10 protein-coding genes are annotated in these 16,076 nt (G+C 74.2%); 3 read left to right on the forward strand and 7 right to left on the reverse strand.

What is annotated here, in order from left to right:
- Positions 1-15 precede the first annotated feature (15 nt).
- The 5 genes from ACFYZS_RS12635 to ACFYZS_RS12655 form a co-directional block, all read right to left on the reverse strand.
- Complete coding sequence (locus tag ACFYZS_RS12635; protein WP_389010345.1) at positions 16-2,265, reverse strand: CDP-glycerol glycerophosphotransferase family protein; 2,250 nt, start codon at positions 2,263-2,265, stop codon at positions 16-18.
- A 134-nt stretch (positions 2,266-2,399) separates the two neighbouring features.
- Positions 2,400-3,311: a carbohydrate ABC transporter permease gene (locus tag ACFYZS_RS12640; RefSeq protein WP_389010348.1), complete on the reverse strand. Its 912-nt coding sequence runs from the start codon at positions 3,309-3,311 to the stop codon at positions 2,400-2,402.
- Positions 3,308-4,678: a carbohydrate ABC transporter permease gene (locus tag ACFYZS_RS12645; RefSeq protein WP_389010351.1), complete on the reverse strand. Its 1,371-nt coding sequence runs from the start codon at positions 4,676-4,678 to the stop codon at positions 3,308-3,310. Before ACFYZS_RS12645 ends, ACFYZS_RS12640 begins: the two co-directional genes overlap by 4 nt.
- A gap of 4 nt (positions 4,679-4,682) precedes the next feature.
- A complete protein-coding gene (locus ACFYZS_RS12650) occupies positions 4,683-6,092 on the reverse strand; it encodes an ABC transporter substrate-binding protein (protein WP_389010354.1) in 1,410 nt (469 codons plus the stop codon).
- Positions 6,093-6,209: 117 nt separating this feature from the next.
- Entirely contained in the window at positions 6,210-9,248 is a 3,039-nt protein-coding gene (locus tag ACFYZS_RS12655) for an FHA domain-containing protein (protein ID WP_389010357.1), read from the reverse strand.
- A gap of 449 nt (positions 9,249-9,697) precedes the next feature.
- Here ACFYZS_RS12655 and ACFYZS_RS12660 point away from each other — a divergent pair, with 449 nt between their 5' ends.
- Together ACFYZS_RS12660 and ACFYZS_RS12665 are read left to right on the forward strand one after the other, a co-directional pair.
- Positions 9,698-11,500, forward strand: a complete 1,803-nt coding sequence (locus ACFYZS_RS12660) for a serine/threonine-protein kinase (RefSeq protein WP_389010360.1) — start codon at positions 9,698-9,700, stop codon at positions 11,498-11,500.
- Between the two features lie 162 nt (positions 11,501-11,662).
- On the forward strand, positions 11,663-12,922 hold the full coding sequence (locus tag ACFYZS_RS12665; RefSeq protein WP_389010363.1) for a serine/threonine-protein kinase: 1,260 nt from the start codon (positions 11,663-11,665) through the stop codon (positions 12,920-12,922).
- A gap of 148 nt (positions 12,923-13,070) precedes the next feature.
- On the opposite strand, the gene ACFYZS_RS12670 is transcribed toward ACFYZS_RS12665, so the two are convergent.
- A complete protein-coding gene (locus ACFYZS_RS12670) occupies positions 13,071-14,102 on the reverse strand; it encodes an isopenicillin N synthase family dioxygenase (RefSeq protein ID WP_389010365.1) in 1,032 nt (343 codons plus the stop codon).
- 313 nt (positions 14,103-14,415) lie between these two features.
- On the opposite strand from ACFYZS_RS12670, the gene prfB reads away from it, so the two are divergent.
- A complete protein-coding gene (gene prfB, locus ACFYZS_RS12675) occupies positions 14,416-15,525 on the forward strand; it encodes a peptide chain release factor 2 (RefSeq protein ID WP_389010368.1) in 1,110 nt (369 codons plus the stop codon).
- 101 nt (positions 15,526-15,626) lie between these two features.
- Here prfB and ACFYZS_RS12680 read toward each other — a convergent pair whose 3' ends face one another.
- Positions 15,627-15,821, reverse strand: a complete 195-nt coding sequence (locus ACFYZS_RS12680) for a hypothetical protein (protein ID WP_389010371.1) — start codon at positions 15,819-15,821, stop codon at positions 15,627-15,629.
- Between the last annotated feature and the right edge of the window lie 255 nt (positions 15,822-16,076).

Below are 16,076 nucleotides of genomic sequence, written 5' to 3' on the forward strand. Positions count from 1 at the left end.
CGGCTGAGGCTGCGGCTACGGCCAGAGGCTGGTCATGAGGGCGGGCTCCGGGGCGGGGCGGGGGGCCGTGGGCGCAGGCCGGCGCTCTTCCAGGGGCGTGATCGGGGGGATCGCCGCCGGCTGGTTCAGGAAGACCCGGCGGACCACGCGCTCCGCCGCGTGCCCGTCGTCGTACGAGCAGAAGCGCGAGCGGAACGCCGCGCGCAGCTGCGCCGAGCGCGAGCCCTGCCAGTGGCCCGTGGTGAAGATGTCGACCAGCTCGTCCTCCGTGCGGGCGATCGCCCCCGGCGGACAGGCCCGCAGGTCGAAGTACGTGCCGCGGGCGGCCTCGTACGCCTCCCAGTCGTCCGCGTGGATCACGATCGGCCGGTCCAGCGCCGCGTAGTCGAACATCAGCGACGAGTAGTCCGTCACCAACGCGTCGGACGCCAGGCAGAGTTCCTCCACCGACGGGTGGGCGGAGACGTCGACCAGGCGCGCGTGGCGCACCGGCTCGGCGGGCGCGTCCGCGTACGTCAGGTGCGTACGCGTCAGGATCGTGAAGCGCGGGCCCAGATCCCGCAGCACCCGCTCGAAGTCCAGGTGTTCGGGCCGGCTGCGCCGGTAGTCGCGGTGGGTCGGCGCGTACAGGATCGCCGTCGAGCCGGGCGGGATGCCGAGGCGTTCGCGCAGGGCCACCACGTCGTCCAGCCCGGCCCGGTGGAAGGCGTCGTTGCGCGGGTAGCCGTACTCCAGCGTCGTGTACGAGGACGGGATCGCCTTCTCCCACACCAGGGTGGAGTGGCGGTTCGCGGACAGCAGGTAGTCCCACTGGTCCGCCCCGCGCAGCAGGCCCGCGAAATCCGTGGTCGGGGTGGCGGCCGGCCGGTCCTGCAGGTCCAGGCCGACCCGCTTGAGCGGGGTCCCGTGCTGGGTCTGGAGCAGGACCTGGCCCGGCCGCTTGACCAGGGCGCGCTCGAAGTTGACGTTCGTGGTGAGGTACGTGGCCCTGGCCAGCGCCGTCCAGTACGCCGCCGAGCCCGGCCGGAGCACGGCCGTCTCCGCCGGGAGCGTCGCCGCGTGCCGCGGGTCGCAGATCCACGCCGTCCGCATCCGGGGCGCGAGCTCGCGCAGCTTGGCCTCGATGGCCGCCGGGTTGCAGGCGTAGCCGCCGTGCCAGTACGCGGAGAACACCGCCAGCTCCGGGCGCAGCGGCAGCAGCCGCTGGCCGCGGTAGTGCAGGCGCAGCGCGCTCTCGCGCAGGCCCCGCCACAGCGACGCCCCCGTGCGCCCCGCCGCCAGGGCGGCCGAGCGGAGCACCGACAGCGTGCGGTACGTACGGCGCACGCCGAGCCGCATCAGCAGGTGCCGGATCCGGTCGGTGCGCGACAGGGACAGCGGGGGCGAGCCGGCGGCCCGGTAGCGGCGCAGCAGTGCGGAGGCCCGCTGGAAGAACTCGGCCCGGCGGGCGCGCGGGAGGCGGCGCGGGTCGGCGTACAGGGCGCAGAAGTGCTCGGCCATCCGCCGGTGCACGGTGGGGCGCCAGCGCTCCAGCTCGGGGCGGGCGGCGAGGTGGCCGAAGACGCGGTCGTACTGGTCGAAGATGTCCAGGTGGCGGCGGCTGGTGGTGGTCAGGATCGAGCCGGTGCGGCGCTGGCGGTAGTGCACGCAGACCCGGTCCAGGACGGCGATGGACTCGGCGGCCAGCAGCGCCGGGTAGGTCCAGGGGGTGTCCTCGTAGAAGCCGGGCGGGAACTCCAGGCCCTCGCGCTCCACGTACTCGCGGCGGTACGCCTTGTTCCACACGACCATCAGCATGCCGAGCAGGGCCGGGCGGTCGGCGAGCCGGAAGCTGGCCGGGCCCTCCTCGGACAGCCGGTGCGCGAGGCGGTTGCGCACGAGCTCCCCGGTCCAGAAGGTGCGCGCGTAGTCGTAGACGAGGACGTCCGGGGAGCCGGTGTCCTTGAGCCGGTCGGTGACGGCCTGGAGGGCGCCGGGGGCGAGGGTGTCGTCGCCGTCGAGGAAGATCAGGTAGTCGCCGCTCGCCCGGGCCAGACCCGCGTTGCGGGCCGGGCCCAGGCCGAGGTTGTGCGCCAGGTGCACGGCGGTCACCCGGGGGTCCCGGGCCGCGTACTCGTCGATGATCGAACCGCAGGCGTCCGGGGAGGCGTCGTCGACCGCGATCAGTTCCAGATCCGGGAACGACTGGGACAGGACCGAGTCCAGAGTCTCCTGGAGGTACGCCTGAACCTTGTACGCGGGCACGATGACGCTGAACCGGGGCACGGCACATCCAGGGGTCGGCGCGGGCATATTGCCAAGGAACCCCCGGCGTGGCGATCGGGTTACGCAGCGTGTGGCATTCGGGTTACCCAGCGTCAACGCCGCACGTCAACCGGCATGCGGCGGTCGGCTGTGCGCTACTTGACCGCCCCCGCCATCACCCCCGTGACGAACTGCCGCTGGAAGGCGAAGAAGACCGCCAGCGGGACGAGCATCGACAGGAACGCGCCGGGCGCCAGCACGTCGATGTTGTTCCCGAACTGCCGCACCTGCTGCTGGAGGGCGACCGTGATCGGGGGGTTCGCCGAGTCCGCGAACACCAGCGCGACCAGCATGTCGTTCCACACCCACAGGAACTGGAAGATGCCGAGCGAGGCGATCGCCGGGCCGCCCAGCGGCAGCACCACCCGGGCGAACAGCCGCAGTTCGCCCGCCCCGTCGAGGCGGGCCGCCTCCAGCAGCTCGCGCGGGATCTCCGCGAAGAAGTTGCGCAGCAGGAAGACGGCGAACGGCAGCCCGAACGCGGTGTGGAACAGGACCACCCCGGCCGTGGTCTCGAACAGCCCGATGGCGCCGAAGAGTTCCGAGACGGGGATCAGGGCCACCTGTACGGGGACGACGAGCAGCCCGACCACGATCAGGAACAGCCAGTCCCGGCCGGGGAACTCCAGCCAGGCGAAGGCGTATCCGGCGAGCGAGCCCAGCGCCACCACGAGCAGGGTCGCCGGGACCGCGATGGCCACCGTGCTGAGCAGGGCGCCGGTGATGGTGTCGTCGGCGAGGATCCGCTCGTAGTTGTCGGCCGTCAGCCGGGCCGGGGCGGTCAGCGCCTGCCACCAGCCGCCCTTGTTCAGGTCGGTGGGGGAGAGGAAGGAGGAGATCAGCAGTCCGAGCGTGGGCATCAGCCAGAACAGCGCGGCCAGGACCAGGAACACGCGGACGGCCCCCGCCGCGGCCCCGGCGGCGAGCCGGCCCGCCCGGGCCCCGCCCCCCGCGGCGGTACGGGCCCCGGCACGTGCCTTGGGGCGGGCCTGCGCGGCGGCGCTCATCGGGCCCCCTCCTTCCGCAGCCTGCGGATGTTGTAGAGCATGACCGGCAGGACCAGCACCAGCAGCAGCACCGCGATGGCGCTGCCCAGCCCCGGATCGGCGTCGGTGCCGAAGGAGGTCCGGTACAGCTGGAGGGCCAGGACGTTCGCGTCGTCCTGCACCGAGCCCGGCGCGATCACGAAGACCAGGTCGAAGATCTTCATCACGTTGATGACGAGGGTGACGAGGACCACCACCAGCAGGGGCGCCAGCAGCGGCACGGTGACCCGGCGGAACACCTGCCACTCGTTCGCCCCGTCCACCCGCGCCGCCTCCAGCAGCTCCCGCGGTACGGCGGCCAGCCCGGCCCCGATCAGCACCATCGCGAACCCGGCCCACATCCACACGTACGCCCCGATCACCGCCGGGGTCACCAGCGTCGGGCCGAGCCACTCCACCCCCGCGTACGCCTCGCGGAAGTTCGACGCGGGCAGCCGCAGCAGGGCCCCGTCCGCCTTCGCGGACAGGGTGAAGGTGCCGTCGGCGCGGGCCGTCGCCGAGTCGACCACCCGGCCGTCCTTGACCGCCTCCACCCGGATCCCGGCCAGCCCCGACTCGGTGGGGTCGACCGCGTTCGTACGGCCGCCCCCGCCCCGGGTGAAGTCCTGCCAGGCCGTCCCGGTCACCTTGCCGGGCTCGGCGGGCGCGGCCCTGGCCGTACGGGTCCCGCCGGGCAGGTCCTCCGGGGCCACGCCGACCAGCGGGAGCAGCACCGGCACGCCCGCCCGTACGGGATCACGGGTCGTGAAGCCGCCCGCGTCGGCCCCGGCGGCCGGGACCAGCGGGGAGTCGCGGCCCGGGCGGGCCTTCGGGAAGGCAGAGGACTCCGCGAAGGTGTCGTGCACCCCGACCCAGACCGCGTTGGCGATGCCCCGGTCGGGATCGTGGTCGTACACGAGCCGGAAGATGATGCCGGCCGCCAGCATCGAGATCGCCATCGGCATGAAGACGAGCAGCTTGAACGCCGTGCCCCAGCGCACGCGTTCGGTGAGCACCGCGAAGATCAGGCCCAGGGCGGTGGCCGTGGTCGGCGCGAGCACCACCCACAGCGCCGTGTTCTTCAGGGCCGTGCGGATCGTGTCGTCGTGCAGGATCTCGCCGTAGTTGCCGCCGCCCACGAAGGTGTCCCCGGAGCGGTCGAAGAAGCTGCGGTAGAGCGAGTAGCCGATCGGGTGCACGACGAGCGCGCCGAGCAGCACCAGGGCGGGCAGGAGGAACGCCGCCGCGACGAGGCGGCGGCGCCGGGTCTCCGCGGACCGCCCCGTCCCGGCCGCCGCGGCCCCGGTGGGCGCGGCGGCCTGCGCGGGTGTGGTGGCCTTGGCTGCCACGGGATCAGTTCCCGTAGGCCTTGGCCGCGTCCGCCTCCAGTCTGGCCTGGGTGCCCGCCACGTCCGACGGGTTGGCCAGGAAGTCCTGGAGCGCCTTCCACTCGCCGGCCCCCGGGGTACCGCCGAACGCCGCCGGGGCCTGGTCCGACATGTCGAAGCGGAAGTCGTCGCCCGCCGCGATCAGGGCCTTGGCGATGTCCTGCTGGATGCGGTTCGGATAGGCCTTCAGGTCCACCGACTTGTTCGGGGAGATGAACCCGCCCTCACGGGCCTGGATCTCCGCCGCGTCCGGGGAGGCCAGGAAGGTCAGCAGCGCCTGCGCGCCCTTCGAGGGCTTCAGCGCGACCGCCACGTCGCCGCCCGAGATGACGGGCGGCTTGGCGCCGACCGCCGGGAAGTCGAAGACGAGGGCGTCCTCGCCGACCTTCGCCTCCGTCTGGGCGATGTTCACCGCCACGAAGTCGCCCTCGAAGACCATCGCGGCCGCCGGGCGGTCGCCGCCCGTGAAGGTCTGCGTCACCGACTTCGGGAACTCGGTGGCCAGCGCCCCGCTCGCCCCGCCCGCCAGGAAGTCCTTTCGCCCGAACAGCTCGCCCAGCGTGGTCAACGCCTGCTTGACGCTGTCGTCCGTCCACTTGATCTCGTGCTTGGCCAGCTGGTCGTACTTCTGCGGACCCGCCTGGGAGAGGTAGACGTTCTCGAACCAGTCGGTCAGGGTCCAGCCGTCCGCGCCGGCCACGGAGACGGCCGGGGTACCGGAGGCGGAGAGCGTGTCGGCCGCCTCCACCAGCTCCTTCCAGGTCTTGGGGGGCTGTACGCCCGCCGCCTTGAAGGCCTTCGCGTTGTACCAGATCAGCGACTTGTTGGCCGCCTTGTAGTACACGCCGTACTGGGTGCCGTCGACCGCGCCCAGCTTCTTCCAGCCGTCCGCGTAGTTCGCGTCGAGCTGCGCCTTGGCCTCCGGGCCGACCGGCTGCACCCATTTGTTCTGCACCGCGGCGGTCAGGGCGCCGACCTGCGGGAGCAGCGCCACGTCCGGCGGCTGGCCGCCCGCGATCTTCGTACCGAGGAAGGTGACGATCGGGTCCTGGGCCGGGACGAAGGTGACCGTGGCTCCCGTGCGCTTCTCGAACTCCTTCAGGACCTTCGTGAAGTTCGCCTGCTCCGGACCCGTCCAGACCGCGGCGACCTCCAGCTTCTCGCCGGGCAGCTTCGGTAATTCGACCGGCGGCCTGGCCTGCGGGGAGGATTCCCCGCCCTGCGGCGGATCGTCCTTCTTGTCCCCGCCGTCCCCGCACGCGCCGAGGGTCAGCGCGCCCGCGGCCGCGAGGGCCGTCCAGGCGGCGGCACGGCTCCTTCTCCGGTCGCCCGTGCGGCTACGGTCCTTCGTGCGGCTCGTTCCCTGCCTTCGCATGGCTCTGCCCCCGATGCCCGTGGTGTGCCCGTGGTGTGACTCGTCCCACAAGGTCTACGCCGAGCCGCGTACCCCCGCAATACCGCGTCGAACCGCGTCGCGGCGCTCCGGGGCGGCTCAGGGGGCGGGCGGGAACAGCACGGGTATCGCCGAGACCAGGTGCGACGCCCGGTCCAGGGCGCTCGCCAGCAGCGCCAGGTCGGTGGGGCCGTTGCCCAGCTCGCGCACGGGCCGGCGGGCCGGGGGATCGCCCATCCGCTCCCACTCCACCGGCACCACCGTCGGCCGCTGCGTCGCCGTCCGGGGGATCCGGCCGGTCACCCGGCCGCCCTGGAACGGCACCGTCCGCCCGTCGGAGTAACGGAGCCGGCCGCGGCCGGGGCCCGGCTGGTCGGGTGCGTCCAGATCGATCCGGAGGGGGTTCGCACGGGCCAGCTCCGTGTCGGCCGTACGGTCGGGGCGGGCGCTGGAAGCCACCAGGTGCACCCCGAGCCGGGCGCCGTCGCGGGCCACCGCGTCCAGCGCCCGTACGACGGATCCGGCGGCGGGGCGGCCCGTACTGCCGAGCCCCGGCGCGACCAGCGCGTCGAAGTCGTCCACCAGCACCACCAGGCGGGGCAGCGGGCTCGGCCCGGCCGGGTCGGTGCGCACGGCGGAGGCGCGCAGCCGGAGCGTGCCGGTGCGCTGTGGGTCGAGATCGCCGTGGAGCTCGCCGGGGCCGGGCTGGCGGGGCGCGACCATCCGGTCGGAGACCTCCCGCCGGGCGTGCCACTCGGCGAACGGGACCCCGTCCAGGAGCTCGGCCCGGCGCTTGAGCTCGGCGCCGAGCGCCTGGGCGAACTCGCGCATGCGGACGGGGTCGGAGGCGACGAGGTGTGCCGAGACGTGCGGGAGCTCGGTGCAGGGCTGGAGCCCGTCGCCGCGCTCGCCGCCGGCCCCGTCGAGGAGCACCAGCCCGAGCCGGTCGGGCCGGGCGGCCGCGGCGAGGGAGGCGGCCACCGAGCGCAGCAGCTCCGTACGGCCGCTGCCGGCGGGCCCCTCGACGAGCAGGTGAGGGCCGTCCTGGACCAGCTCGGCGCCGACCGGGCCGCGCCGGCCGCTGCCGAGCACGAGCTCGGCGCGGCCGCCGACGCCCTGCCCCTGGTCGGTGGTGGCCGCCCAACGGGCCATCAGGGAGGCCGGGGTGGCTCGGGCCAGGCCCAACTCGTCGAGCAGGCGGGCGGTGTTCGGCAGTGCGGCGGCGACGGCCGGGCGGGGCCCGGAGGGGGAGGGCTCGGCGCGCAGCGGGGCCAGGGCCCGGGCGAAGCGCTCGGCCCAGGCGGCGGAGACGGCGTCGGCGGTGGCGGTGGTCCCGGGCGGCCAGGGCCTGCCACCGCTCACCGTGAACGTCCGTACGGTGGTGGCCACGTCGCCGCTGAGCAGGGCGGCCGCGCCGCAGGTCCGGAAGGCGGGGCTGCTCGCGCCGGCGGCCTCGTACGTCTCGGTGAGCGGGGAGGCGGGTGTGGCGGCCGGGGTCTCGGCGAGCACGAGGAGGTGTATCCCGGCGGCCGGGCCGTGCGGGGCGAGCCGGCCGGTGATGTCGCGCAGGGCGGCGGCGCCGGGATCGCCGTCGACGACGAGGAGCGTGAAGGGGCCTTGGTGGGCTTCGCCGGCGGGGCTCTCGTCGAGGCGGCGGGTCAGCTCCGAGGTGCGGGCGGCGGCCTGGTCGCGGTCGTAGGCGAGGAGCAGCCGGCAGTCCTGGCCGTGGGCGGGCCGTACGTGCGGCAGCCAGCCGAGCCAGCCCCAGTCGCCGCGCCGCTCGGCGAGGCCGCGGGCCCGGTCGGCGGCGAGGAGCACGATCTCCAGCTCGCCGGGCCCGTGCAGGGCGGCGAGCTGGGCGACGACGGACCGGGCCACCCCGGTCAGCCGGGCGCGGGGCCCGGCGATGCCGAGCGCGCCGACCTCCTGGAGCGCGATCCGGCTCCCGGCCCCGAGCCCGACGTCGAGCCGGCCCCGGTCGCGGGACCAGAGCCGCCGGGTGGGCCCCAGTGCGGCGAGCAGCAGCGCGGCGGGATCGTCGGCATCGGGCACGGCGGCCGCGACGGCTTCGCCGTCGCTCACGCCCCCGACCTCGTCGAGGCCCTCCCCGCGCACCCACCTGCGGGCCCAGGCCCCGAGCCCCCGCTTCCGTGACCGCTGCCCGCCGCCGGCCGCGCCGCCCCAGGTCCCGTCGGAGGCGTCGGGCTCCGCCGCGGCCCGGCCCGCACCGGGCGTACCGATGTGCATGCCGGTGCCCGCTCCGGCCCCGGAGGGCGCGCCGTACGCCGGGCTCGGGGCGGATGCGGGCCCACCGCTCCACCCGGACCCGTCGGCGGCGGAGCCGGGTCCGCCGGGCCACTGGGCGCCGGGGCGCGACGGCGGAGCCGGGTCGGGGCGCGGCCCCGGGCGGTGCTCGTCGGGGTCGGCGGCGGAGCCGCCGCTCCGGGAAGGGGCGGGGAGGGGGGACGATGCCTGCGGGTCGCCGCCCGGGAGGGACAGGTGGCCTTCGAGGTCCGGGACCACCCGGAGGGGGGCCGGGGTGTCGGGAGCCAGGCGGAGCGTCGATTCGCCGATGCGCAGCAGTGCTCCCGGCGCCAGCGACACCGGCCGCGCGCCGACCGGCGCGCCGTCCACCGTCGTGCCGTTCGTCGAGTCCAGGTCGGCCACGGCCACCCGGCCGTCCGGCATCACCGTCACCGCGCAGTGCAGCCGCGAGACGTCCGGGTCGTCCAGCGGGACGTCGGCATCGGCCGAGCGCCCGATCCGGATCGCCCCCGGGTGCAGCAGGTGCACCCCGCCCGCGTCCGGTCCCGCCACCACGTGCAGCTGCGCGCCGTCCGTCCCGGCCGGCAGGACGTCCCCGTCCGGCAGGACGCCCGGCACCGGCGCGTGCAGCCCCAGCACCGCCCCGTCCACCAGCGGCGGCTCCCCGAGCACCCGCCGCTGGAGGTCGAGCCGCTCCGTACCGGCGTACAGCACGACCGTGCCGCCGGTGTCGGGCCCGCCGACGGTCGCCGCCAGCCCGGAGGCCACGGCGGCGAGCGCGGTGCCCACGGGCGCGGTGACGAGCACGTCACAGCCGGCGGGCGCGGTCTGGTGGCCGCTGCGCGACCCAAGGACGGTCAGCCGGATCTGCATCGCCGTCAGCGGTCCCTTCTGCGCGGTGCGCGGTGCGTGCGCCCGGCAGGGGTGCGACGGGCATGGCCGCCCGATCAACCCCCCACCCGGCACGGCGCGTCGTCCGGTCAGGTCTGCCCGGAACGCGGGCTCCCGTCCCGGCCGTTCCGTACGGGTGCATCCTCGCACCTGTCGCTGACAACACGCCCGGCACCCGGCAATAAATGATCTTGAATGATCACACCCCTGCGCGTGTCGCGTACACGCCCGCGCGCGCGGCCTGGCCGAAAAGGGGGGCGCGGCCGGGGAAAATCGCCCCTGGCATACCCCTCAAAACTCACCCTTCGTACAAATGTGCGGCAACCAACCTCCGGCACCCCGCGTCTTCCCCGACGACACCCCCTAGAGTGGGCCGGAAAAACGAAGCACGAAAACGAACCACAGCAGGACGACAGCAGGGAGCGCGAGACGTGCGGCCAGTCGGCAGCAAGTACCTGCTCGAGGAGCCGCTCGGACGCGGCGCCACGGGCACCGTCTGGCGTGCCCGCCAGCGGGAGACCGCCGGCGCGGAGGCAGCCGTCGCCGGGCAGCCCGGCGAGACCGTGGCCATCAAGGTCCTCAAGGAGGAGCTGGCCCAGGACGCGGACATCGTCATGCGCTTCCTGCGTGAGCGCTCGGTCCTGCTGCGCCTGACGCACCCCAACATCGTGCGCACCCGCGACCTCGTCGTCGAGGGCGACCTGCTCGCCCTCGTGATGGACCTGATCGACGGTCCGGACCTGCACAAGTACATCCGGCAGAACGGCCCCTTCACGCCGGTCGCCGCGAGCCTGCTGACCGCCCAGATCGCGGACGCGCTCGCCGCCAGCCACGCCGACGGCGTGGTCCACCGCGACCTGAAGCCCGCCAACGTCCTGCTCGACGAGCGCGGCGGCCAGATGAAGCCGATGCTCACCGACTTCGGCATCGCCCGCCTCGCCGACTCCCCGGGCCTGACGCGCACGCACGAGTTCGTCGGCACCCCCGCCTACGTGGCCCCCGAGTCCGCCGAGGGCCGCCCGCAGACCTCCGCCGTCGACATCTACGGCGCCGGCATCCTGCTCTACGAACTGGTCACCGGACGCCCGCCGTTCGCCGGCGGCACCGCCCTCGAAGTCCTCCACCGCCACCTCAGCGAGGACCCGCAGCGGCCGCCGAACGTGCCCGAGCCGCTCTGGATCGTCATCGAGCGCTGCCTGCGCAAGGAGCCGAACGAGCGCCCCAGCGCCGAGAACCTGGCCCGCGGGCTGCGCGTGGTCGCCTCCGGCATCGGCGTGCACAGCGCCCCCTCCGAGGTGGAGGCCGCCCTCGGCGTCGGCGCGCTGCTCGCGCCCGACCCCTCTCCGGCGCCGGTCCCCGAGACGCCGGGGGCCGGCGGCGCCGCCGACCCGACCCAGGTGCTCCCGGGCCGCGCCGCCACCGCTTCGCCGATGGGCGCGTACGACCCGAACGGCATGACCAGCGTGCTCCCGCCGATCGGCGCGGCCGACGCCACCTCGGTGCTGCCCAGCACGGGCGGCCCCGGCGGCCCCGGCGCCGACCCGACCTCGGTCATGCCCCCGGTGCAGCAGCCGGACCAGCCGCACCCGTGGCAGTCGCAGATGCAGGCCGCGCGCGACCGCAACGAGCAGACGCAGATGCAGTACCTCGACCCGGGCGAGGACCCGCTGCGCCGGCGCCCGCAGCGGCAGGCACCCCCGCCGCCGCAGCAGCGGCCCCAGCAGCCCCCGCAGTACCGCCAGGGCCCGCCGCCCCAGCAGTACCAGCAGCAGCCGCAGTACCAGCAGCCCCCGCAGCAGCCGTACTACCAGCAGCAGCCGCCGCCCCAGCAGTACCAGCAGCCGCAGCAGGCGCCGTACCAGCAGCCGCAGCAGCAGCCTCAGCGACAGCCCCAGCGGCAGCCCCAGCCCCAGCGGCAGGCGCCGCCGCAGCAGCAGCCGCCCCAGGCCCCGCCGCCGCAGCGCGCCCCCCGGGAGCCGCGCGAGCCGCGCCCGCGCAGCGCCAACCCGATCAAGATCCCGGGCCTGGGCTGCCTCAAGGGCTGCCTGGTGATGATCCTGCTGTTCGTGGTGGCGGGCTGGCTGGTCTGGGAGCTCACCCCGCTCCAGGAGTGGGTCGGCACCGGCAAGGGCTGGTGGGACCAGCTGTGGACCTGGGGCTCCGACATCGCCGACTGGGTCACCGCGCTCGGCGATTCCGCCGGCGGCAGCGGCTCGGGCGGCGGCACGCCCTGAACGGGGGCCCCGTAGAGCCGACTTCGGGGGCTGGGTTGTGGATTTGTCGACTTCCGGGACGTGATTTCGCCCCCAGAAGTGAAGGTCGCAGTGTTCCGGGGCCTTCAACCCCCATCCGGCCGCGTAGCTTTGGTGCGTACGCCAGCCGCTGAGGGAGCAGTCGTGGCACGGAAGATCGGCAGCCGGTACACCGCGCACCAGATCCTGGGGCGCGGCAGCGCGGGCACGGTGTGGCTGGGCGAGGGGCCTGACGGGCCCGTCGCCGTCAAACTGCTGCGCGAGGACCTCGCGTCCGACCAGGAGCTGGTCGGACGCTTCGTCCAGGAGCGCAGCGCGCTGCTCGGCCTGGACCACCCGCACATCGTCTCCGTCCGCGACCTCGTCGTGGACGGCAACGACCTGGCCCTGGTCATGGACCTCGTACGCGGCACGGACCTGCGCACGCGCCTCGATCGGGAGCGGCGGCTCGCCCCCGAGGCGGCCGTGGCGATCGTCGCCGACGTCGCGGACGCGCTGGCGGCGGCGCACGCCGCGGGGGTCGTGCACCGGGACGTGAAGCCCGAGAACGTCCTGCTGGACATGCAGGGGCCGCTGGGGCCGGGCGGCTCGCACCCGGCGCTGCTGACCGACTTCGGCGTGGCCAAGCTGATCGACTCGCCGCGGCGGGCGGCCTCCGGGGCGCCGGGCGCGCGGGCCTCGGCCCCGACGACCCGGATCATCGGCACGCCGGACTACCTGGCCCCGGAGATCGTGGAGGGGCTGCCGCCGAGGGCGGCGGTGGACATATACGCCCTGGCCACGGTGCTGTACGAGCTGCTGGCGGGTTTCACCCCCTTCGGCGGGGGCCACCCGGGCGCGGTCCTGCGCCGGCACGTGACGGAAACGGTCGTCCCCCTGCCGGGCATCCCGGACGAACTGTGGCAGCTGATCGTGCAGTGCCTCGCGAAGGCTCCGGCCTCGCGGCTGCGGGCCTCGGAGCTCTCGCTCCGGCTGCGGGACCTGCTCCCGCTCCTGGCCGGGATGCCGCCGCTGGACGTGGACGAGCCGTACGAACCGGACCCGGATCCGGAGCCGGCGGAGTCCGTCTCGGAGGCGGATCCGGTCCGCCGCCGGGGCGTGGTGCCGCTGGTGCCGGGCTCCGCGACCGACTCGAACCGGGACACGCACACCTCGATGCGGGTTCCGGGACCGGACGAGCTGGCCGGGGGCGCGCTGGGCACGGCCCGGGTCCCGCGTCCCGCGGGCGGCCACCGCCCGGGCTCGGCCCGCCACCGCGCCGAGACGGCCCGCAAGCGGCGTCTGGCCCTGACGGCGGGGGCCGTGGCGCTGGCCGCCGCGCTCGGCGTGGGCACCTGGCTGGCCGCCTCCGGCGACGAGCAGCCGCCCCGGGACACGAAGCACTCGACCCCGGCCAGGCCGTAGGGGGTGTCCGGAAAGTAGCGCCGTGCGCCGCCGGGCGCCGCGCGACAGGCGGGACTTTGCGGACACCCCCTAAACCCCGCCGGAGCCGCACGGAGCCGCTGCCCGGAGCCCTCGCGCGGGTCCGGGCAGGGTCCGGGAACCGGCCGGGCTACGCCTCGACGAGTTCCGGGTGCCAGCGGCGGGCCACCGCCGGGTGGGCCCGGGTCCAGCCCTTCAGCTCGTTGCGGCCGTACTCCGCGTGCAGCGGGTTCGACGCGTCGTGCGCGACACCCGGAGCCGACCGCAGGTACTCGCCCGGCACCGTCTCGATCACCGCGTCCAGCCGCGGGTTGTAGAAGAACGGCACCGAGTACCGCTCCACCGCCCCCGGCGGGCTGACCACCCGGTGGTCCGTGGCCACCAGGTACCCCTCCGTCGCGATCTCCAGCAGCTCGCCCAGGTTGACCACGAACGCTCCCGGCAGCGGCGGGATGTCCAGGAAGCCGTCCCCCTGCCGCACCTGCAGCCCGCCCACGCCGTCCTGAAGCAGCAGCGTCAGGAACCCGTAGTCCTTGTGCGCCCCGACCCCCTGGTCGGCCCCGGACGGGGCGGATCCCGGGTAGCGGATCAGCTTCGTGTGCAGGTGCGGCCGGTCCGCGAAGGCCTCGTCGAAGAAGTCGGACGGCGCGCCGATCGAGGTCAGCAGCTCCCGCAGCAGCCGGTGGGCCACCGCCGCCAGCTTGGCCTGCCACTCCAGCACCACGGGCCGCAGCTCCGGCAGCGCCTGCGGCCACTGGTTCGGGCCCTCCAGCCACAGGTACGCCGGGTCGCCGGGCCCCAGCTCCGGCGCCGGGCGCTCGGCGCCCACGTCCAGCTGGTCGCGCCAGTCGGAGGCCCCGCCGGTCAGCTCGTGCCCGATGCGGGTGTACCCGCGGAAGTGCGGCGAGTTCAGATTGCTCACGGCGAGCCGGTCGGCCTCCGGCAGGGCGAAGAAGGCCCTGGTCAGCTCCAGGATGCGGGCGGTCTCCGCCTCGGTGATCCCGTGCCCGGTGAGGTACAGGAAGCCGGTGTCCCGGGCCACGGCGTGCAGCTTCTTCAGGAAGTCGGCCCGCTGGGCCGGGTCGTCGGCCTGGGACAGGTCGATGACGGGGAGCGCCGGGACTGCGGAATCGGCGGAAAGATCATTGTGCGCGGACGGCATGACGGCTCCGTTTCGGATGTCACGGGGTCCTGTTCCCCAGAGGTGTCGGGGCAGCGGATGGGGAGGGCCGCCGGCAGGGATGGCGCCGGAGCCGCTTGGGCCGCGTACAGGACCAAGTCGGATCGGGGTGGATCAGGCTTGGGGATGGTCCGGCGGCAGACAGCTCGTCGTCGTGACACGCATGTGGTCCACATGGCGGCGCTTGACGAGGAGCAGATTCATACCGTGAGCGTACGCCCGTTCGCGCGTTCATCAGAACGGGTGATCCGGCCTGGCCGGACAGTGCCGCCCGCGGACCGGCTACGCTGGACCCGTGGCAGTCGTCGATGTTTCCGAAGAGCTGAAGTCCCTCTCCTCGACCATGGGGTCGATCGAGGCCGTCCTGGACCTCGACAAGCTGAGGGCAGAAATCGCCGTGCTCGAGGAGCAGGCCGCCGCGCCGTCCCTGTGGGACGACCCGGAGGCCGCTCAGAAGATCACGAGCAAGCTTTCGCACCTCCAGGCCGAGGTCCGCAAGACCGAGACCCTGCGCGGGCGCATCGACGACCTGGCGGTGCTGTTCGACCTCGCCCAGGAGATGGACGACGCGGACACCCTCGCGGAGGCGGAGACCGAGCTGGTCTCCGTGCGCAAGGCGCTGGACGAGATGGAGGTCCGCACCCTGCTCTCCGGCGAGTACGCCGAGCGCGAGGCGCTGGTCAACATCCGTGCCGAGGCCGGCGGCGTGGACGCCTCCGACTTCGCCGAGCGCCTGCAGCGCATGTACCTGCGCTGGGCCGAGCGCCACGGCTACCCCACCGAGATCTACGAGACCTCGTACGCGGAAGAGGCCGGCATCAAGTCGACCACCTTCGTCGTCAAGGCCCCGTACGCCTACGGCACCCTCTCGGTCGAGCAGGGCACCCACCGCCTCGTGCGCATCTCGCCCTTCGACAACCAGGGCCGCCGCCAGACCTCCTTCGCGGGCGTCGAGGTGCTGCCGGTCGTCGAGACCAGCGACCACGTCGAGATCGACGAGGCCGAGCTGCGCGTGGACGTGTACCGCGCCTCCGGCCCCGGCGGGCAGGGCGTCAACACGACCGACTCGGCCGTGCGCATCACGCACATTCCGACCGGCATCGTGGTCTCCTGCCAGAACGAGCGCTCGCAGATCCAGAACAAGGCCAGCGCGATGAACGTGCTCCAGGCCAAGCTGCTGGAGCGGCGCCGCCAGGAGGAGAAGGACAAGATGGACGCCCTCAAGGACGGCGGAAGCTCCTGGGGCAACCAGATGCGGTCCTACGTCCTGCACCCGTACCAGATGGTCAAGGACCTGCGGACGGAGTTCGAGGTCGGCAACCCGCAGGCGGTGCTCGACGGCGAGATCGACGGCTTCCTGGAGGCCGGCATCCGTTGGCGCAAGCAGCAGGAGCAGGCCGCGTAACGACAGCGGACATGCGAAGGGCCCGGACACCTCAGGTGTCCGGGCCCTTCGCATGTCCGCTTCGGTCCGGGTCGATGATCGGGACGCGGCGAGGGAGAGCTCTACGCCGTCTGCTGTGCCACCAGGGCCAGGGCCGCGACGAGGACCACCAGGAGCACGATGAGCGCCATGGGGTTCAGCCCGCCGAAGGGGCCCTCCTGCTGCTGGAGGCGCTCCCGGTTCGCCCGGCACACCGGGCAGCGGCCCTGGCTGACGGGCGCGGCGCAGTTCGCGCACACGAGCCGGTCATACGTCATGCGCTCTCCTCCTCTCGTCCCCTTGAACAACGAACACCTTGAACAACGCTTGAAGGAAGCACTCCGTTCCCCTACCACTGTGCCAGCTCCGGCGACATTCGGCGCGGCCCGTCCGGGCAATCGCGGACCGTCCCGGGACGATCCCCTCCCGGACCAGGGGATATATCGGGCAACTCCGGACGCCGGGCCCCCACCCCCCGCCCGTTCGCGTATGGTCACGCACACCGACTCCGCACACCTACTCCCGGCGACCGT

Origin of the sequence: Streptomyces sp. NPDC001903 (genome assembly GCF_042891345.1) — a bacterium.
Taxonomy (GTDB): domain Bacteria; phylum Actinomycetota; class Actinomycetes; order Streptomycetales; family Streptomycetaceae; genus Streptomyces.

Bases quoted from the DNA above. Each gene is read 5' to 3' on its own strand.
- ACFYZS_RS12640 (WP_389010348.1), bottom strand. From the start codon at position 3,311: ATGAGCGCCGCCGCGCAGGCCCGCCCCAAGGCACGTGCCGGGGCCCGT.
- ACFYZS_RS12670 (WP_389010365.1), bottom strand. From the start codon at position 14,102: ATGCCGTCCGCGCACAATGATCTTTCCGCCGATTCCGCAGTCCCGGCG.
- ACFYZS_RS12650 (WP_389010354.1), bottom strand. From the start codon at position 6,092: ATGCGAAGGCAGGGAACGAGCCGCACGAAGGACCGTAGCCGCACGGGC.
- ACFYZS_RS12680 (WP_389010371.1), bottom strand. From the start codon at position 15,821: ATGACGTATGACCGGCTCGTGTGCGCGAACTGCGCCGCGCCCGTCAGC.
- ACFYZS_RS12655 (WP_389010357.1), bottom strand. From the start codon at position 9,248: ATGCAGATCCGGCTGACCGTCCTTGGGTCGCGCAGCGGCCACCAGACC.